The sequence below is a fragment of the Acidovorax sp. KPB24-07 genome, assembly GCF_057543315.1.
The window spans coordinates 1-17,467 of sequence record NZ_BAAJYS010000062.1 but is presented as its reverse complement, the minus strand read 5'-3'; the positions used below and the strand labels follow the sequence as shown (position 1 = coordinate 17,467).

Below are 17,467 nucleotides of genomic sequence, written 5' to 3'. Positions count from 1 at the left end.
TCCGGCGAGGCGAGCGCGCCGGCGCCGTGCGAGGGCGCCGCGTTCGTCCAATGAAACTGCACCGTGTGCCGCAGCATCAGCCCCGCTGCCCGCGCGGCCTCGACATCCTGCGGGGCGGTGAACAGCAGGTGCAGCGACGACAGGCCCGCCTCTTCGCACCACTGCACCAGCGCCCGCACCAGCGCATGCCGCGCCGCCGCGTCCACGGCCAGCAACCGCGCTCCGGGCACGGGGGTGAAGGGCACGGCCACGACGGCCTTGGGGTAGTAGTCCATGCCGTGGCGCGCATAGGCACCCGCCCAGCCCTGGTCGAACACGTATTCCCCGTAGGAGTGCGGCTTGGCATACACCGCGCACGCGCCTTGCAGCACCTCCTCCCGCCAGAGCGTGCAGAACACGGGCGTCCAGCCGGTTTCCGGCACCGCGCTGCCGCTGCTGTGCAGCGCCGAAAGGTAGGCGTGGCGCATGAAGGGGGTGGCGTGGGGCTGGGCGGCCAGGAGCGCATCCCAGGCATCGGCGTTCACCTCGTCGGGAGACGGGTGCAGGCGCAGAACGTAGGCGGTATCGGCGGGTTGGGACAAGGCGGCGTGCGGTCGTTGGAGGGGGGACGCCATCATGGCCCAAACCGGGCTTCGCCGCCTCAGGGAGGTATGGCATCCACACCAGTCCGTGTGCCTAAAAAGAGGGCACGGGGACATTCTTTCAGGCCTGACAAGGAGTTAGGACCGCCTTACAGGGCAAGCCACGACTTATCCACAGAGTTTTCCAGTGCCCGCGGGGATAACGCAGGGCCTTGTGGCGCAAGGCGCCATCGTGCAGGACGCGGGTGACATAATCGTTCGAGTCCTTTTTCCATCCCCGTATGCCATTCGTCATCAGCGTTGCCCAGCTCAATTTCGTGGTGGGCGATCTGCCGGGCAATGCCCGCAAGATCATTGCCTGCGCCCAGCAAGCCCATGCCGCCGGCGCGCGCCTGCTGCTCACGCCCGAACTGTCGCTGTGCGGCTATGCCGCCGAAGACCTCTACCTTCGCCCCGCTTTTCTGTCGGGCTGCGAGGATGCACTGGCAACGGTGGCGCGCGAGACGGCGCGGTTCGAGGGCTTGGCCATCGTGGTCGGGCATCCTCAGCGGGCCGAAGCGGATGGCGAAGGGCTTTGCTACAACGCTGCCAGCGTGCTGCGCAATGGGGTGGTCGAGCAGACCTACCTCAAGCAGGAACTGCCGAACTACGACGTGTTCGACGAGCGGCGCTACTTCTTGCCAGGCGACGGCACCTGCCTCTTTGACGTGGAGGGCGTGCGCGTCGGCCTGCTGATCTGCGAGGACGCCTGGTTCGAAGGCCCCGCGCGTCGGGCGGCGCAGGCGGGGGCGCAGTTGCTGGTCACCATCAACGCGTCGCCGTTCCACCTGGGCAAAAGCGCCGAGCGCGAGCAGATCATGCGCGAGCGTGTCACGGAGACCGGCCTGCCGCTGGTCTATGCCCACCTGGTCGGTGGCCAGGATGAGGTGCTCTTCGAAGGCCGTTCCTTTGCCCTGCAGTCCAACGGTTTCGTGGCCGCGCGTGCGCCCGGATTCGAGGAAGCCTGCTTTCCGGTCCGCGTGGACGTCGCGCAGGGGGCGATCGAATTGAAGGCCGAAGTCGCGCCGCTGCCCGCGCTGGAGTCCGATCTGTGGAGCGCGCTGGTCATGGGGGTGCGCGACTATGTTGGCAAGAACGGCTTTCCCGGCGCGCTGCTGGGGCTGTCGGGCGGCATCGATTCGGCGCTGGTCCTGGCCATCGCCGTGGATGCGCTGGGCGCTGACAAGGTGCGCGCCGTGATGATGCCTTCGCCCTACACCGCGGACATCAGCTGGATCGACGCGCGCGACATGGCCGAGCGCCTGGGCGTGCGCTACGACGAAATCTCGATCGCCCCGCAATTCGAGGCGTTCAAGGCCGCGCTGGCGCAGGAGTTCGCCGGCCTGCCCGAAGACACCACCGAGGAAAACCTGCAGGCGCGCATCCGTGGCACGTTGCTCATGGCGCTGTCCAACAAATTCGGTGCGGTGGTGCTCACCACCGGCAACAAGAGCGAGATGGCGACGGGTTACTGCACGCTCTACGGCGACATGGCAGGAGGCTTTGCCGTCATCAAGGACGTGGCCAAGACGGCCGTGTTCTCGCTGGCGCGCTGGCGCAATGCCAACGACCCCTTCGGAACCGGCGCGCAGCCCATTCCCGAACGGATCATCACGCGCCCGCCGAGCGCCGAGTTGCGCCCCGACCAGAAGGACCAGGACAGCCTGCCGCCCTACGAGGTGCTCGACGCGATCGTCGCCCGGTACATGGAGAACGACGAGCCCATCGATGCCATCGTGCAAGCCGGCTACGACCGGGCCGACGTGGAGCGCGTGACGCGCCTCATCCAGCTCAATGAATACAAGCGCCGCCAGGCGCCGGTGGGCATCCGCATCAGCCGCCGCAGCTTCGGCAAGGATTGGCGCTATCCCATCACCAACCGTTTCCGGGCGTGAGCGATCGACGACGACGCGGCCTTGAGCATCCCTCGCATTTCACCTTTCCAGGAGTTTCCGCCATGAAAATGATCACCGCCGTCATCAAGCCCTTCAAACTCGAAGAAGTCCGCGAAGCCCTGGCCGAGTGCGGCGTGACGGGCCTCACTGTCACCGAAGTGAAGGGTTTCGGCCGCCAGAAGGGCCACACCGAGTTGTACCGTGGCGCCGAGTACGTGGTGGATTTTTTGCCCAAGGTGAAGGTGGAAGTGGTCGTGAAGACCGACGACGTGGACCGCTGCGTGGACGCCATCGTCAACGTGGCGCGCACGGGCAAGATCGGCGACGGCAAGATCTTCGTCACCGCCGTGGAGCGTGTGGTGCGCATCCGCACGGGCGACCTGGACGAAGCCGCCGTCTGATGGTCGACTGCGCGCCTGGGCGGCTGCGCTGGCTCAGATCACCGCCCGCAACGGAGCCTTCTGCGTGCCCTGCATGCCGGCGGCCTCGACCAGGGACTGCAGGAGGCTTTCGTGGTCGGAGGAGGCCGTCATCAGACCCATCTGCCAGTCGCTCATGAGCCCGCTGGCCACGCTGGTCTGCAGAAACGCCATCAGACCGTCGTAGTAGCCGTCCACATTCAGCAGGCCGATGGGCTTGTCGTGGTAGCCGAGCTGGCGCCACGTCCACACCTCAAACAATTCTTCGAACGTTCCGATGCCGCCTGGAAGGGCCAGGAAAGCGTTGCAGCGCTCGGCCATCATGGCCTTGCGCTCGTGCATCGTCTCGACGATGTGCAGTTCATCGCAATCCCGGTTGGCCAGTTCCTTGTCCACGAGCGCCCGGGGAATCACGCCCAGCACGCGACCACCCGCGCGCCGTGTGGCCTCGGCCACCGTGCCCATCAGGCCGCTGCGACCGCCACCGTAGACCAGTTGGCCGCCGTGCCGGCCGATCCATTCGCCGACGGCAATGGCTGATTCGGTGAATAACGGGTTTTCACCTGGGCGCGACCCCAGATAGACGCACAGGGAAAAAAACGGCTCAGCCATGGAAAAACCTCTGAAACAGGGCTGCAGCCCAGACGCCTGAGCACAGCAACACACTCAACAAGACGGCAGCGCTGCCCATGTCTTTGGCGCGCTTGGACAAATCGTGCAACTCGGGACCGATGCGATCGATGGCGGCTTCGATGCCGGAGTTGAGCAGTTCGGTGATCAGCACCAGAACCACCGTGCCGGCGAGCGCCGCCACCTCCAACCAGCCACGGCCCAGCCAGAATGCTGCGGGCAGCAGCACGAAAGCCATGCATGCCTCCAGCCGAAAAGCCTTCTCGCCCCAGCCGGCCTGAAGGCCCTGCAGCGAATATTGTCCGGCATGCCACAGGCGGTGCAGGCCGGTGCGGGCCTTGTGGGGATGGGGTGTGAAGGGGGCAGACATAGGCCACGCATTTTCGCCGGCCTGTGTGGCAGTTATCGCCTCCGGCGAAAGAAGTTGTCGGCTTACTTTTTGGCGTGTTCGAAATGCACGAGCCGCGTGCCGGCCCAGATGTCGTGCCAGAACTGCCGCTCGGGCTGAAACCGGCTCAACAATGCCCAGACCGCCACCCACCCCAGCAGAATGACCGCCGATTCACCACCGGACAGCTGGAACGGCGCCATGGCCGCCAGCGGCGGCAAAAACCACAGCCAGCTCAGCGCGTAACGGGCGAGGGCCCGGGTCTGCGTGATCGGCTGTCCCAGCCGGTCCACCACCTGGATATGCCAGGTCTTCATGGCCAGCGTTTGTCCTCTGGCCCAGAACCAGACGAAATAGATGCCGAAGACAACGAAAAGAAAACCCTGGAGCGCATGGCGGTTGTCCAGCGCATTGCGTGTCTGGCTGAGCGTGCCGAAAAGATAGCCGGCAATGAACACCACCCCGAACATCAGCATGCCCTCGTAGAGCCAGCAAGCCATGCGACGGCGCAGCGAAGGGGTGGTGCCGTTCATCGCGGTGCGGGAAATGTCATGGCTGGCCATGGTGCTCTGAGACGGAGACGCAGACATGGCGGTATCACTGAGGCGGGTGAAGCGGGGTGTTGTCCTGGGTCGGGGCGGCAGGGGGGGCTGCCTCGGCGGCCACCGGCTCTGCGCCGCTCAGCGGCGCCAGGGGCGAGGGAACAGCGATCGGCACCGAGACGGGTGCCGTTTCCACTGGAGGTGCCAGGCTGGCCGCTGGGACCGATACCGGCAATGCCTGGGTCGGATGGAACTCGCTCACCGGCGGAATCTTGGGGGGATTGGGGCGGTTTGCATTCGCGACCGCGGCGGCAGGAACGCGGGCCAGCTTGCGAGGGGCCACGGGCCGGATCGCCGTGGCCGCGCCGGTGGGCCGAGGGGCCGCACGGGCCGCCAGCTGTTTCTTTTCCTCGGTAGGCAGGGCTTGGTACGCCTCCCACTGGGCCCACTTGTCATCCACGGCCAGTTTCTTGGTGGCGGCGTAGTTCAAACGGGCCTGACTGCGCTGCTGAAGGCTGAGGTTGGCCCAGTCGGTCATGCGCCCCAGCATCTTTTCGCGCTCTTGTGGCGACAAGGTGGGAAAGCTTGCGGACAGTGTGATCCAGCGCCGTTTTTGCGCCTCGCTGAGCAGGCTCCAGCGGGAGGCCAGGGGGGCGAGCGCTTCCTTTTGCGCGGCCGTCAAAGATTGCCATGCAGGCCCCGAGCCTGCACTGTCAGGATCCTGAAGCCGTAACTCCGGCCCACGGGCCGTGTGTTTGCTGGCCAGCGCCTCGGCTGGCATGGGCGCCACCGGTGCCATCCCGACCTGTGTCCAGGCTTGCCAGCCGCCCGCGACGAGCGCGCCCAGCAAGACAAAAGCCAGCACGGCGGCTGGCATCAGGCGGGGGGCGTCCAAAGGGCTGGTGGGCATGCAATCTGCAATAGGGTCAGTGGGTCGGGTTGGCGGACGTTTTGAGGAATTGAAGGAATCCCGGATCGGCATAAGCAGATGGCGGAAGATCATCCGTGAGCAAGGCGGCGTCCACCTCTGCCACCTCGTTCACCCCTTTTTCGTCCTGCGAGACATTGATGACCACCAGCCCGACGAGCAGTGCGGTGATTGGAACGGCCGACACCAGGGCGCGCCACCAGCTACCGCCTTCTCCGCCCCAGCCCAGCACCGCGCTATTGCCGGAAGCCAACACGGCGGGAGCCGTCTGCCGCGCCGGTGCGACCACCTTGCGTTTCGCAAGGGCCTGCACCCGCGCAGCACGGAGCCGCTCGGAAATATCGTAAGGAAGCTCGGCCGTGCCATCGGAAAGGCGTGCCGTCACACGGCGCGCAAAACGCTCTGCGGCAATTTCCGCAGGATGGGTTGAGGACTGGTAATTCATAGTTCGATTCCTTTCGCCTTCAGTGCTTTGCTGAGGGTCTGGACGGCACGAAAGCAGTGCGTTTTGACGCTGCCTTCCGAGCAGCCCATCGCAGCCGCCGTTTCTGCAACATCCATCTCTTCCCAGTAACGCATCAAAAACGCCTCCCGTTGACGAGCTGGCAACTCTTGAATTTCCGCTTCGATGTCGTGAAAAACCTGGGCACGCCTGACCAGATCTTCCGCGCTTTGGGCTGTCTCGCCGCCCTCGGGGCCCGAATAGGCTTCCAGCAGATCGAAATCTGCACCGTCTTCTCCCGGCCCTTCGAAGTCGCTCATGCTAGAAAACAACGCATTGCGGGTCTTCTGACGCCGAAACCAGTCCAGCGTGCAATTTGAAAGAATGCGCTGAAAGAGCATGGGCAACTCGGCCACCGGCTTGTCACCATAGTGCTCGGCCAGCTTGAGCATGCTGTCCTGAACGATGTCCAGCGCCGACTCCTCATTGCGTACGTGATAGAGCGAGCGCTTGTAGGCCCGCTTTTCTACGCTTTTGAGGAAGTTGGAGAGTTCTTGTTCGGTAGCCAAGACAAAGGTGCCCGCTGATCGGGGCTTGGGGTTCGTTGGCGAGAAAGCCAGCGCGTGGATTGCCGAGTTTATCGCATTGACTTCAAGTCTTTTGGGCCTGCCGTGCCCAGAATCCATGTTGCAGTGCCATAATCCGGCCTGCAATTCAAAAGGCAAACGGGTTTCGGTCCGGCGCAGCAATCATCTCGCCCATGTCCGAAGCCTCAAGTTCCAAGTCGGCTCCACAAGAGTCCGCACAAGGGGCACCCAAGGTTTTTCGTTAGAGAAATTCGCAAAGGTTGATCATGGAAATCTCCAAGGCCGAAATCACTTCGGCGGCCGCTGCCACGCAGGGCGTTTCGCATTCCCCGTCCCAGGACCTCATGGGGTCCGAAATCCTCATCAAGTCTTTGCAGGCCGAAGGCGTGCAATTCATTTGGGGCTATCCGGGTGGCGCGGTTCTCTACATCTACGACGCGCTCTACAAGCAAGAGACCATTCAGCATGTGCTCGTGCGCCACGAGCAGGCTGCAGTGCATGCTGCCGACGGCTACGCCCGTGCCACTGGTGAAGTGGGGGTCGCCCTCGTCACTTCCGGCCCCGGATTGACCAATGCCGTGACCGGAATCGCCACGGCCTACATGGATTCCATTCCCATGGTCATCATCTCCGGACAGGTGCCGACGGCCGCGATCGGGCTGGACGCCTTCCAGGAGTGCGATACCGTGGGCATCACGCGCCCCATCGTGAAGCACAATTTTCTCGTCAAGGATGCCCGCGATCTGGCCATGACGATGAAAAAGGCCTTCCACATCGCCCGCACCGGCCGGCCCGGACCGGTGGTGGTCGATATCCCGAAAGACGTCTCCTTCAAGAAGGTGGCCTACCACGGGTATCCGCAGAGCGTCGAAATGCGCTCCTACAACCCTGTTCGCAAAGGCCATGGCGGCCAGATCCGCAAGGCGCTGCAGTTGCTGCTGACCGCCAAGCGGCCTTACATCTACACGGGTGGCGGCGTTTTGCTGGGCAATGCCACGCAAGAATTGCGCACGTTGGTGGGCATGCTGGGTTATCCGGTGACCAATACCCTGATGGGATTGGGCGCCTACCCGGCGAGCGATCGCAAGTTCCTCGGCATGCTGGGCATGCATGGCACGATCGAAGCCAACAACGCTATGCAGAACTGTGACGTGCTCCTGGCGGTCGGCGCACGGTTCGATGACCGCGTCATCGGCAACGTGAAGCACTTTGCGCAGAACGATCGCAAGATCATTCATATCGATATCGACCCTTCGAGCATCTCCAAACGCGTCAAGGTCGATATTCCCATCGTTGGCGACGTCAAGGATGTACTGACGGAGCTGATCACCATGGTGAGCGAATCCAGCACTCGGGCCGATGCCGGTGCCTTGGCCGCCTGGTGGGACACGATCGAAGGCTGGCGCAAGCGCGAATGCCTCAAATACGATCGCAGCAACAACGAAGTCATCAAGCCGCAATACGTGGTCGAAACCCTCTGGAACATGACCAAGGATGCCGACACCTATGTGACCTCCGATGTGGGGCAGCATCAGATGTGGGCGGCTCAGTACTATCGATTCGATGAGCCGCGCCGCTGGATCAACTCCGGTGGACTTGGCACGATGGGTGTGGGTATTCCTTATGCCATGGGCATCAAGCTGGCGAAGCCGGACGCCGAAGTGTTCTGCATCACGGGCGAAGGCTCGGTGCAGATGAACATTCAGGAGTTGTCCACCTGCCTGCAATACAACACTCCCATCAAGATCTGTGCGTTGAACAACCGTTACCTTGGCATGGTGCGGCAGTGGCAGGAAATTGAATATTCTGGCCGCTATAGTCACAGCTACATGGACGCGTTACCCAACTTCGTGAAGCTGGCGGAGGCGTATGGCCACGTGGGTCTTCTGATCGAGCGGCCGCAAGACGTCGAGCCCGCGCTGCGCGAGGCGCGCAAGCTCAAGGACCGCACGGTTTTCATGGACTTCCGCACTGATCCGACGGAGAACGTGTTCCCAATGGTTCAGTCTGGCAAGGGCATTACCGAAATGCTTTTGGGATCGGAAGATCTTTAAGCCTAATCGCTCTTCAGCGCTTTGCCATAAAGCGTTTCCAGCTATTCTTTGAGTAGCAATATCTCCAACGACGAATCTATTGCCTGCCGAGCTTGGCGCTTACCAGCGCCAGGGGAGGGCAGCGAAAAGAGGAATCTGCACCCATGAAGCACATCATTGCCGTCCTGCTGGAAAACGAACCCGGCGCGCTGTCCCGCGTCGTCGGCCTGTTTTCCGCACGGGGCTACAACATCGAATCGCTGACCGTGGCTCCCACGGAAGACGCGTCGCTTTCGCGCATGACGATACAGACCACGGGGTCCGATGACGTGATCGAGCAAATCACCAAGCATCTGAACCGCCTCATCGAAGTCGTGAAGGTGGTCGACCTGACCGAGGGCGCGTACACCGAGCGGGAGCTCATGATGGTGAAGGTGCGTGCTGTCGGCAAAGAGCGCGAAGAGATGAAACGTATGGCGGACATCTTTCGCGGCCGAATTATCGACGTCACAGAGAAGAGCTACACCGTCGAGTTGACGGGAGATCAGTCCAAGAACGATGCGTTTTTGCAGGCCATCGACCGCACCGCCATCCTGGAAACCGTTCGAACCGGCGCCAGCGGCATCGGCCGCGGTGAACGCATTCTGCGTGTTTGATCCACTCCGCTTATTTCCTCACCTTTTTTCAATACCCCCTCATCGATTCAACCTGGAGCCAACATGAAAGTTTTCTACGATAAAGACTGTGACCTGAGCCTGATCAAAGGCAAGACCGTGGCCATCATCGGCTATGGCTCGCAAGGGCACGCCCATGCGCAAAACCTGAACGACAGCGGCGTGAAGGTCGTGGTTGGCCTGCGCAAGGGCGGGGCCTCGTGGGACAAGGTCGGCAAGGCTGGCCTCAATGTGCTGGAAGTGAACGAAGCGGTGAAGGCTGCCGACGTCGTCATGATTCTGCTGCCCGACGAGCAGATCGCCGAGGTCTACACGAACAATGTGGCCCCCCACATCAAGCAGGGCGCATCGCTGGCCTTCGCACACGGGTTCAACGTGCATTACAACCAGGTCGTGCCCCGCGCTGACCTGGACGTCTGGATGGTGGCCCCGAAGGCTCCCGGTCATACCGTGCGCAACACCTACACCCAAGGCGGTGGCGTGCCCCATCTGGTGGCAGTGCACCAGGACAAGTCCGGCAAGGCCCGCGACCTGGCCCTGTCGTACGCCATGGCCAATGGTGGCGGCAAGGCCGGCATCATCGAGACCAACTTCAAGGAAGAGACCGAGACCGACCTGTTCGGCGAACAGGCTGTGCTGTGCGGTGGCGCGGTCGAGCTGATCAAGATGGGTTATGAAACTCTGGTCGAAGCCGGCTACGCTCCTGAAATGGCTTATTTCGAGTGCCTGCATGAGCTCAAGCTCATCGTGGACCTGATCTACGAAGGCGGCATTGCCAACATGAACTACTCGATCTCGAACAACGCCGAGTTCGGCGAGTACGTGACCGGCCCGGAAGTGATCAATGCTCAGTCGCGCGAAGCCATGCGCAACGCCCTGAAGCGCATCCAGAACGGCGATTACGCCAAGATGTTCATTCAGGAAGGCCGCCTGAACTATCCATCGATGACGGCTCGCCGCCGCAACACGGCCGACCACAGCATCGAAGTGGTGGGCAACAAGCTGCGCGCGATGATGCCCTGGATCGCCAAGAACAAGCTGGTGGACCAGACCCGCAACTGATCGCCGCCGCGTGCCTGCGGTCTCGGCCGTGGGTAACAAGATTGCAGGGAGGCCACTTCGGTGGCCTTTTTCTTTGGATTCTCATAGTGTGTGCAGGCACTACACTCCGCTGTCTGCCGATCACTGGGATCCGGCAGAGGTACTCTAATTTTGATAGCTGCTTGCGCTGACCGTGTGGGCGCTGGAGGTTCTTTTGATGCACGAGGGCAATGATTTCGCCAATGACACGCCCCTGGTGGTGCGCAAGCGGCGAAAAGGCATCTACATACTGCCCAATCTGTTCACGTTGGCGGCGCTTTTCGGGGGGTTCTATGCCATCGTGATGGCCATGAATGGCCGCTTCGATCTTGCTGCCGTCGGTGTGTTCTGTGCCATGGTGCTCGATAGCCTGGACGGGCGTGTGGCCCGGATGACCAATACGCAGAGTGCCTTTGGCGAGCAGATGGACTCGCTCTCCGACATGGTGTCTTTCGGAGCCGCACCAGCGCTCATTGCCTATGAGTGGGCGCTGAAGGGGCTGGGACGCTGGGGATGGATCGCCGCTTTCGTCTATTGCGCCTGTGCGGCCCTGCGATTGGCCCGTTTCAATGTGAACACCGGCGTGGTGGACAAGCGGTACTTTCAAGGCTTGCCATCGCCTGCCGCCGCCGCATTGGTGGCAGGCTTCATCTGGTTGTTGACGGAACTCGGTGTGCGCCGCGGCGAGACGGGCTGGATGAGCTGGTCACAGGTGAGCTGGACCATGTTCGGCTTCACGCTGTATGCGGGCCTCACGATGGTGACCAATGTCCCGTTTTACAGTTTCAAAGACATTCAGATGAAGAAGAGTGTGCCGTTCGCCGTCATCGTTTTGATCGCGCTGGGTATCGCCATCATCAACATCCACCCACCCACCGTGCTGTTCAGCGTGTTCGTGCTGTATGGTCTGAGCGGATACTTCGTCTATGCGTGGCGCAAGGCGAAAGGGCAGCACAGCAGCGTGATCAGCATGTCCACTGACGAGCCGGACGAACGGGGCCTGCACAAGTGATTGCGCCGCTGCGTCAGGCTGGTGTGCTACATTGCGCCGCATGAAAACGCTGGCACTGCCGCTGCTATCGCTATTCGCTTTCGGGCGAAGACGCTAGCGCACAGGCGCTCTTCTTGCAAAAAGGCCCGTATGCATCCGCAGCGGGCCTTTTTGCTTTGCGTGCCAGAATTTCAACGTTGCGGCCCCCACCATCTCTGGAGAAACACAATGGCAGACAAGCTGATTATTTTCGACACCACGTTGCGCGACGGCGAGCAGTCGCCTGGCGCATCCATGACCAAGGACGAGAAGCTGCGCATTGCGCGCCAACTCGAGCGTCTCAAGGTCGATGTGATCGAAGCGGGGTTTGCTGCCAGCTCCAACGGGGATTTCGAGGCGGTACAGTCCATCGCGCAAGCCATCAAGGACTCGACTATCTGCTCCCTGTCCCGCGCGAACGATCGTGATATTTCGCGCGCAGCGGAAGCGCTGAAAGGGGCCAATAGCGCCCGCATCCATACGTTCATTGCGACGAGTCCGCTGCACATGGAAAAGAAGCTGCGCATGACCCCAGAGCAGGTGCTGGAGCAGGCCAAGCAGTCGGTCCGATTCGCCCGCAACCTGATTGGCGACATCGAGTTCAGCCCGGAGGACGGGTACCGCAGCGAGATGGATTTCCTGTGCCGCGTCCTGGAAGCCGTGATTGCGGAAGGAGCCACCACGATCAACGTGCCCGATACCGTCGGCTATGCGGTTCCCGAACTGTATGGCAACTTCATCAAGACTTTGCGGGAGCGGATTCCCAACAGCGACAAGGCCATCTGGTCGGTGCATTGCCACAACGATCTGGGCATGGCGGTGGCCAACTCTCTGGCGGGCGTGAAGATCGGCGGTGCCCGCCAGGTCGAGTGCACGATCAACGGGCTGGGCGAGCGGGCAGGCAACTGCTCGCTGGAAGAGATCGTGATGGCCGTCAAGACACGCAAGGACTACTTTGGACTGGAGCTGGGCATCGAGGCCCAGCACATCGTGGCGGCCAGCCGCATGGTCAGCCAGACGACGGGGTTCGTCGTGCAGCCCAACAAGGCCGTGGTGGGCGCCAATGCTTTTGCGCATGCCAGCGGGATCCATCAGGATGGCGTGCTGAAGGCCCGTGACACCTACGAAATCATGCGGGCCGAGGATGTGGGCTGGTCTGCCAACAAGATCGTGCTGGGCAAGTTGAGTGGCCGCAATGCCTTCAAGCAGCGTTTGCTTGAATTGGGTGTGCAGCTTGACAGCGAAACGGACGTCAACAGCGCTTTCGCAAAGTTCAAGGAGTTGGCGGACCGCAAAAGCGAGATCTTCGACGAAGACATCTTGGCGCTGGTCAGTGGTGAGAGTGCTGCTAACGAGCAGGAGCAGTATGGCTTCGTGTCGTTGTCGCAGCACAGCGAAACGGGCGAGCGCCCGCAAGCCACCATTGTCTTCACCGTGGGCGGCAAGGAGGTGCGGGGCCAGTCGGATGGCAATGGGCCTGTGGATGCTTCACTCAAGGCCATCGAGTCGCACGTCAAAAGTGGGGCCGAAATGGTGCTCTATTCGGTCAATGCCATCAGCGGTTCGACGGAGAGCCAGGGGGAAGTGACGGTGCGGCTGCAGAACAGCGGCAGGGTGGTGAACGGGGTGGGCGCAGACCCCGACATCGTGGTCGCGTCAGCCAAAGCCTATATCAGTGCGTTGAACAAATTACAAAGTAAAGCCGATCGAGTCGCCGCACAAGGCTGATCATCGAATTTATAATTCATTCACTTTATTGAAAGGTCGCGCAAGGTATTGATCTTGCGCGACTTTTTTCGATTCTGTACACTGACAAACACTTTTTACCGCTTGGAGCATTCTGATGCACGTACGCCCTCGCGCTTCTTCTCGTTTTTTTCGCACCGTCGCATTCCTTGCGATGAGCATTGCGCTCACGGCCACCTCGGTGCACGCGGCAGAGCGAAAGAAGGTGCAGGTCAAGAAGCAGGCTGCATCTTCGACTGCCAAACAGCGTCCTGTGGCACGCTCTGCCACGGTGGTTTCCCGCAAGGCGGTGACCCGTGTCAAGGCCACCACCCGCGCATCTGCGCGCAGCGTGAAGGTCGCCACTCGCATGGTGGCCGTCCCTGAAAAGTTGTCCTTCGGACAAGTCGCCGGCCTGCACTCCCTCACCGATCCCCTGGATTTGAAGTCCAGCGTGGCCTTGGTCATCGACCAGGAGACCAACGAAGTCCTGCTGAGCAAGAACGACCATGCCGTTCTGCCCATTGCATCGCTGACCAAATTGATGACCGGGCTGCTCGTATCGCAAGCCCACTTGCCGATGGATGAGCCCATCACCATCACGCAAGACGATGTGGATACCGAGAAGTTCAGCAGTTCTCGTTTGGCCGTGGGCACGACCCTCACGCGGGGCGAGATGATGCATCTGGCCCTCATGTCCAGCGAAAACCGTGCGGCACATGCCTTGGGCCGCACCTTCCCTGGCGGACTGGAGGCTTTTGTCGCGCAGATGAACGCGAAGGCGAAGCTGCTGGGCATGACGGATACCCGCTATGTGGAGCCCACGGGCCTGTCCAGCCATAACCAGTCCAGTGCCCGCGATCTGGCCACCTTGGTCAATATTGCCCATGGCGATCCCATGCTGCGCGAACTCACTACGTCTCCCAGCTATGAAGTGGCCGTGGGGCGCCGCACGCTGCAGTACAACAACACCAATCGGCTCGTGAAAAGCCCGGCTTGGGACATCGGCCTTCAGAAGACGGGCTACATCTCCGAAGCAGGCCGTTGCCTGGTGATGCAGGCTCAGATATCGGGCCGCAAGCTGATCATGGTTTTCCTGGATTCTGCAGGCAAGTTCAGCCGCCTGGGCGATGCTGAGCGCGTGCGCAACTGGGTGGAAAAACTGCCTTCCATTGGTGGTGCGCCCACCCTTCACGCCATCGGCACGAAGCCCTAACGCAACTCGGTCCCCGCCTGTTCTGAATGGCAGGGCTTGAGATCAGGAGAGGCGAAAGACCAAAGGCGATCCGACCCCTTTGAACCACGCGCATTGTTTGCCATGCGCGTTTTTTTCTTGGGGCATGCTAGGGGGCAGTTGTTTTGTCGCGCCGGCTGGTGGAATAACCCAGGGCCTGGGAGATTTCGCTGGCAGTCGCCTGGAGCTTTGGCAGCCAGTTCTCATCCAGGCGATCCGCAGGGGCGGAGATCGAAAGGCCTGCGACCAGATGGGCCTGGTCGTCGTACACGCCCGCTGCCATGCAGCGCACGCCAAGTTCGAGTTCCTCGTTGTCTCGCGCAATACCGTATTGGCGGGCTTTGCCCAATTCGCGCTCCAGCACCGGCAGCTGCGTGATGCTGTTGCGGGTGTGTCCTGACAGGCCAGTGCGCATCGCATAGGCTCTGACCCGCTGAGGATCGTCTGCGGCCAGAAACAGTTTGCCCGTCGACGTCAGATGCAGCGGCGCTCGGCCGCCGATGGCACGGACCACCTGCATGCCGGAGCGTTCGCTGTAGGCTCGCTCGACATACACGATCTCATCGCCCTGGCGCATGCTCAGATTGACGGGCTGCTGGATCAGCTTGTGCAGGTTGCGCATCGGGGTCAGCGCCGCATCGCGCACGCTCAGGCGCGCTTTCACTAGGTTGCCCAATTCCAGCAAACGCATGCCGAGGCGGTAGCTGCCGGATTCCGGGCGGTCCACAAAACGGCCGATGGTCAGGTCGTTCAGGATGCGGTGGGCCGTGGAAGGGTGCAAACCGGTCTTCTCGCTGATTTCCTTGAGGGAAATCGCTTCCTCGCGCGAGGTGAGCACGTCGATGAGTGCAAACATGCGCTCCAGCACCTGGACGCTGGGTTTGGCGGGCGCGCCGGCATCGTCTTTTTTCATGGTGATGTGTGTTGACGAGAAGCGCGCATTTTATCTTGTGAAATGCAGGGCGGCCGTCTTCACCATCTCATGGCGCGAGTCTCCATTCGCCGTTGGTCCGCAATTCATGGGGCAGGAAGCGTGCCTTGTAGTTCATCTTCGGGCTCTCTTCGATCCAGTAGCCCAGGTAGACATAGGGCAGATCCAGAGTGCGCGCCTGCTCGATCTGCCACAGCACGTTGTAGGTGCCGTAGCTGCAGCTGGGGTCGGGTTCGTAGAACGTGTAGACGGCAGACAAGCCGTCGTCCAACACGTCCAGAATCGAGACCATCCGCAATGCACCGGGTGTGCCGTCCAGGTCGGGTTCACGGAACTCCACGAGCCGGGAGTTGACCCGGCTCTGCAGCAGGAACTGGGTGTACTGGTCGATGCTGTCGTGGTCCATGCCGCCGCCGCAGTGGCGCAGGTTCTGGTAGCGCAGATAAAGCTGGTAGTGCTCGGGCACGTAGCCCAGGCGCAGGACGCGTGCCTGCAGGTTTCCGTGCTTCGCCCATGCGCGGCGCTGGCTGCGATCGGGCTTGAACGATTTGGACAGCACGCGCAGCGGCGTACAAGCTTGGCAGCCATCGCAGTAGGGGCGGTAGGTGAACATGCCGCTGCGGCGAAACCCCCGCGACACCAAATCCGAATACACATCGTTCTGGATCAGGTGGCTGGGGGTGGCAACCTGCGAGCGTGCCTGCCGTGCAGGCAGGTAGCTGCATGGGTAAGGGGCCGTGGCATAAAACTGCAAGGTGTGCAGCGGCAGATCGTTGAGTTGCGTCATCCCGGATTCCCAGTAGGGGGCATCAGCGCAGTCCAGTATACGGGCTCGAATTTCCAGGAAACCGGTGCTTCCCGGGAGGCCTTTGCCACGTGGTCGAGGAACCGGGCGCGGTCTATTTCATGGGCGCCGAAAGACGCCAGATGGGCTGTGTTCTGCTGGCAGTCGATGAGCGCCACGCCGTGGTGCCGGCACAAGCACACGAAAGCTGCGAGCGCGACCTTCGATGCATCGGTGGCGTGGGCGAACATCGATTCGCCAAAAACGGCTTTGCCCAGCGCGATGAAGTACAGCCCGCCGACGAGCCGGCCGTCGACCCACGCCTCCACGCTGTGCGCAAAGCCGGCGGTGTGGAATGCACGATAGGCGTCCACCATCTGCGGCACGATCCAGGTGCCGTTCTGGCCCGACCTTGGCGTGCCGGCACAGGCCTTGATGACCGCGCCGAAGTCATGGTCCACGCGGATTTCGCACTGGGGCGAGACGCGGAATTTCTGCAAGGTGCGGCGCAGTGAACGGTGCAGATGAAATTCCGCCACGGGCAGCACCATGCGGGGATCGGGGCTCCACCAGAGCACGGGTTGACCGGGGCTGAACCACGGAAAAATGCCTTGCTGGTAAGCACTTTTCAATTGGGCGACGCTGAGATTTCCACCAGCGGCCAGCAGTCCCGGGGCCGCGGATTCGCTGCCCCAGCTGAGCGCCACGCTGGGAAATTCGTCGCCGGGTTGCAGCCAAGGCAAATGATCGTCAGCCATGCACAGGGAAAAATGGAAGAAGCAATGCATTGTCGCCGAGTGCGCAGGGCTGCGGGGCGGGGAGGCCACCTTCGGATCGGTTGTGCGGAGACTGCTTGGATGGAGTCGATCCGAGCCTGCCTTCAGCAGGCGATGGCAAAAAGGCCATCCCCGCGGATGGCCTTTCACTGGGGCGAGTGGCGGCGCTCGGGCCGCAGCCTCATCCGATCAGGGAATCAGGTGAACCTGCTCCACCTCGAACTCCATTTTGCGGATGCCCTTGTCGACCTCTCCCACCAGTTCCACCCGCTGCTGGGCACTGATGGGTTGGCCTGCCGGAAAGCGTTTGTCCGAAATCTCGACGGGCATGCGGCCGCTGTCGTCTGCGAAGGTGTAGTTTTTGCCACCGTCATGGGACACGATGCGGCCTTGCAGGCGGACGTGCTGGTCGTCCGTGGCGGTGTCGAGCAGTTGCTTGACCGTCATCGTGGGCACCGAGGTGGGCCCGGTGTAGCCACTGCCGGCTGCGGGTGCTGCAGCATGTTCGCCCGTGGTGGGGCCGGTGTACTGCGCCATGGCCGGTGCGGCGGCGCCCAGCAGGCCGAGGGTGAGAACGAACGCGGTGGTGGTTTTCTGCATGGATTCACTCCTTTGGGATGATTGAATGGCCTGCGGGTTGGGTGACCCGCAGCAAGGAACCACAAAGGATGCCGAAGCGGCAGAGGGCAGGGTGTAGGCGATGGCCGGACGGCCGGTTCGGTCGATGTCGGCAATGCCTGGTCAAAAAA

Annotated in this window: 19 protein-coding genes; 8 read left to right on the top strand and 11 right to left on the bottom strand. The window is 61.9% G+C overall.

The genetic code is table 11. From position 1 onward, the window contains the following. Positions 1-614, bottom strand: a 614-nt coding sequence (locus AC27IQ_RS09725) for a peptidogalycan biosysnthesis protein (protein WP_487089341.1), incomplete at its 3' end; no start/stop codon positions are given. A gap of 248 nt (positions 615-862) precedes the next feature. Between AC27IQ_RS09725 and AC27IQ_RS09720 the strand changes: the two genes are divergently transcribed. Continuing rightward, positions 863-2,515 carry an NAD+ synthase gene (locus tag AC27IQ_RS09720; RefSeq protein ID WP_487089340.1) on the top strand — a complete coding sequence of 551 codons (1,653 nt, stop codon included), beginning with the start codon at positions 863-865 and terminating at the stop codon, positions 2,513-2,515. A gap of 62 nt (positions 2,516-2,577) precedes the next feature. Continuing rightward, positions 2,578-2,916 carry a P-II family nitrogen regulator gene (locus AC27IQ_RS09715; protein WP_092743842.1) on the top strand — a complete coding sequence of 113 codons (339 nt, stop codon included), beginning with the start codon at positions 2,578-2,580 and terminating at the stop codon, positions 2,914-2,916. Between the two features lie 33 nt (positions 2,917-2,949). Here AC27IQ_RS09715 and AC27IQ_RS09710 read toward each other — a convergent pair whose 3' ends face one another. From AC27IQ_RS09710 to AC27IQ_RS09685, 6 genes are all read right to left on the bottom strand, one after another. After that, positions 2,950-3,546, bottom strand: a complete 597-nt coding sequence (locus AC27IQ_RS09710) for an LOG family protein (RefSeq protein WP_487089339.1) — start codon at positions 3,544-3,546, stop codon at positions 2,950-2,952. After that, a complete protein-coding gene (locus tag AC27IQ_RS09705; protein WP_284430918.1) occupies positions 3,539-3,934 on the bottom strand; it encodes a diacylglycerol kinase in 396 nt (131 codons plus the stop codon). Before AC27IQ_RS09705 ends, AC27IQ_RS09710 begins: the two co-directional genes overlap by 8 nt. 62 nt (positions 3,935-3,996) lie before the next feature. Continuing rightward, on the bottom strand, positions 3,997-4,515 hold the full coding sequence (locus AC27IQ_RS09700; protein ID WP_487089338.1) for an RDD family protein: 519 nt from the start codon (positions 4,513-4,515) through the stop codon (positions 3,997-3,999). Positions 4,516-4,549: 34 nt separating this feature from the next. Next, positions 4,550-5,404 (bottom strand): DUF3106 domain-containing protein, encoded by an 855-nt coding sequence (locus tag AC27IQ_RS09695; RefSeq protein ID WP_317358979.1) that lies wholly within the window; start codon positions 5,402-5,404, stop codon positions 4,550-4,552. A 16-nt stretch (positions 5,405-5,420) separates the two neighbouring features. Further along, entirely contained in the window at positions 5,421-5,867 is a 447-nt protein-coding gene (locus AC27IQ_RS09690) for a DUF3619 family protein (protein WP_284430920.1), read from the bottom strand. Continuing rightward, positions 5,864-6,433: an RNA polymerase sigma factor gene (locus tag AC27IQ_RS09685; protein WP_272569459.1), complete on the bottom strand. Its 570-nt coding sequence runs from the start codon at positions 6,431-6,433 to the stop codon at positions 5,864-5,866. Before AC27IQ_RS09685 ends, AC27IQ_RS09690 begins: the two co-directional genes overlap by 4 nt. A gap of 284 nt (positions 6,434-6,717) precedes the next feature. Here AC27IQ_RS09685 and AC27IQ_RS09680 point away from each other — a divergent pair, with 284 nt between their 5' ends. The 6 genes from AC27IQ_RS09680 to AC27IQ_RS09655 all read left to right on the top strand — a co-directional run bounded on the left by AC27IQ_RS09680 (position 6,718) and on the right by AC27IQ_RS09655 (position 14,209). Next, complete coding sequence (locus AC27IQ_RS09680) at positions 6,718-8,505, top strand: acetolactate synthase 3 catalytic subunit (protein WP_487089337.1); 1,788 nt, start codon at positions 6,718-6,720, stop codon at positions 8,503-8,505. Between the two features lie 143 nt (positions 8,506-8,648). Further along, a complete protein-coding gene (gene ilvN, locus AC27IQ_RS09675) occupies positions 8,649-9,140 on the top strand; it encodes an acetolactate synthase small subunit (RefSeq protein WP_092743827.1) in 492 nt (163 codons plus the stop codon). A 63-nt stretch (positions 9,141-9,203) separates the two neighbouring features. Next, entirely contained in the window at positions 9,204-10,220 is a 1,017-nt protein-coding gene (gene ilvC / locus AC27IQ_RS09670) for a ketol-acid reductoisomerase (protein ID WP_284430922.1), read from the top strand. 196 nt (positions 10,221-10,416) lie between these two features. Further along, positions 10,417-11,250, top strand: a complete 834-nt coding sequence (gene pssA / locus AC27IQ_RS09665) for a CDP-diacylglycerol--serine O-phosphatidyltransferase (protein WP_284427766.1) — start codon at positions 10,417-10,419, stop codon at positions 11,248-11,250. 207 nt (positions 11,251-11,457) lie between these two features. Next, entirely contained in the window at positions 11,458-12,996 is a 1,539-nt protein-coding gene (locus tag AC27IQ_RS09660) for a 2-isopropylmalate synthase (RefSeq protein WP_284406930.1), read from the top strand. A 115-nt stretch (positions 12,997-13,111) separates the two neighbouring features. Next, a complete protein-coding gene (locus AC27IQ_RS09655) occupies positions 13,112-14,209 on the top strand; it encodes a serine hydrolase (protein ID WP_487089336.1) in 1,098 nt (365 codons plus the stop codon). 127 nt (positions 14,210-14,336) lie between these two features. On the opposite strand, the gene AC27IQ_RS09650 is transcribed toward AC27IQ_RS09655, so the two are convergent. From AC27IQ_RS09650 to AC27IQ_RS09635, 4 genes are all read right to left on the bottom strand, one after another. Further along, a complete protein-coding gene (locus tag AC27IQ_RS09650; protein WP_284430924.1) occupies positions 14,337-15,140 on the bottom strand; it encodes an IclR family transcriptional regulator in 804 nt (267 codons plus the stop codon). A 67-nt stretch (positions 15,141-15,207) separates the two neighbouring features. After that, the gene (locus tag AC27IQ_RS09645; RefSeq protein ID WP_317358992.1) at positions 15,208-15,945 is read right to left on the bottom strand and encodes an arginyltransferase; all 738 of its coding nucleotides are present in this window, start codon (positions 15,943-15,945) and stop codon (positions 15,208-15,210) included. Continuing rightward, on the bottom strand, positions 15,942-16,700 hold the full coding sequence (aat, locus tag AC27IQ_RS09640) for a leucyl/phenylalanyl-tRNA--protein transferase (protein WP_487089342.1): 759 nt from the start codon (positions 16,698-16,700) through the stop codon (positions 15,942-15,944). Before aat ends, AC27IQ_RS09645 begins: the two co-directional genes overlap by 4 nt. 207 nt (positions 16,701-16,907) lie before the next feature. Then, on the bottom strand, positions 16,908-17,318 hold the full coding sequence (locus AC27IQ_RS09635) for a YgiW/YdeI family stress tolerance OB fold protein (RefSeq protein WP_487089335.1): 411 nt from the start codon (positions 17,316-17,318) through the stop codon (positions 16,908-16,910). Positions 17,319-17,467: the final 149 nt, after the last annotated feature.

What these genes read in the sequence shown, in the direction of transcription:
- aat (WP_487089342.1), bottom strand. Translation starts at nt 16,700, where the DNA reads ATGGCTGACGATCATTTGCCTTGGCTGCAACCCGGCGACGAATTTCCC.
- AC27IQ_RS09720 (WP_487089340.1), top strand. Translation starts at nt 863, where the DNA reads ATGCCATTCGTCATCAGCGTTGCCCAGCTCAATTTCGTGGTGGGCGAT.
- ilvN (WP_092743827.1), top strand. Translation starts at nt 8,649, where the DNA reads ATGAAGCACATCATTGCCGTCCTGCTGGAAAACGAACCCGGCGCGCTG.
- AC27IQ_RS09645 (WP_317358992.1), bottom strand. Translation starts at nt 15,945, where the DNA reads ATGACGCAACTCAACGATCTGCCGCTGCACACCTTGCAGTTTTATGCC.
- AC27IQ_RS09690 (WP_284430920.1), bottom strand. Translation starts at nt 5,867, where the DNA reads ATGAATTACCAGTCCTCAACCCATCCTGCGGAAATTGCCGCAGAGCGT.
- AC27IQ_RS09695 (WP_317358979.1), bottom strand. Translation starts at nt 5,404, where the DNA reads ATGCCCACCAGCCCTTTGGACGCCCCCCGCCTGATGCCAGCCGCCGTG.
- AC27IQ_RS09700 (WP_487089338.1), bottom strand. Translation starts at nt 4,515, where the DNA reads ATGGCCAGCCATGACATTTCCCGCACCGCGATGAACGGCACCACCCCT.
- AC27IQ_RS09680 (WP_487089337.1), top strand. Translation starts at nt 6,718, where the DNA reads ATGGAAATCTCCAAGGCCGAAATCACTTCGGCGGCCGCTGCCACGCAG.
- AC27IQ_RS09705 (WP_284430918.1), bottom strand. Translation starts at nt 3,934, where the DNA reads ATGTCTGCCCCCTTCACACCCCATCCCCACAAGGCCCGCACCGGCCTG.
- AC27IQ_RS09655 (WP_487089336.1), top strand. Translation starts at nt 13,112, where the DNA reads ATGCACGTACGCCCTCGCGCTTCTTCTCGTTTTTTTCGCACCGTCGCA.
- ilvC (WP_284430922.1), top strand. Translation starts at nt 9,204, where the DNA reads ATGAAAGTTTTCTACGATAAAGACTGTGACCTGAGCCTGATCAAAGGC.
- AC27IQ_RS09650 (WP_284430924.1), bottom strand. Translation starts at nt 15,140, where the DNA reads ATGAAAAAAGACGATGCCGGCGCGCCCGCCAAACCCAGCGTCCAGGTG.
- pssA (WP_284427766.1), top strand. Translation starts at nt 10,417, where the DNA reads ATGCACGAGGGCAATGATTTCGCCAATGACACGCCCCTGGTGGTGCGC.
- AC27IQ_RS09715 (WP_092743842.1), top strand. Translation starts at nt 2,578, where the DNA reads ATGAAAATGATCACCGCCGTCATCAAGCCCTTCAAACTCGAAGAAGTC.
- AC27IQ_RS09710 (WP_487089339.1), bottom strand. Translation starts at nt 3,546, where the DNA reads ATGGCTGAGCCGTTTTTTTCCCTGTGCGTCTATCTGGGGTCGCGCCCA.
- AC27IQ_RS09635 (WP_487089335.1), bottom strand. Translation starts at nt 17,318, where the DNA reads ATGCAGAAAACCACCACCGCGTTCGTTCTCACCCTCGGCCTGCTGGGC.
- AC27IQ_RS09660 (WP_284406930.1), top strand. Translation starts at nt 11,458, where the DNA reads ATGGCAGACAAGCTGATTATTTTCGACACCACGTTGCGCGACGGCGAG.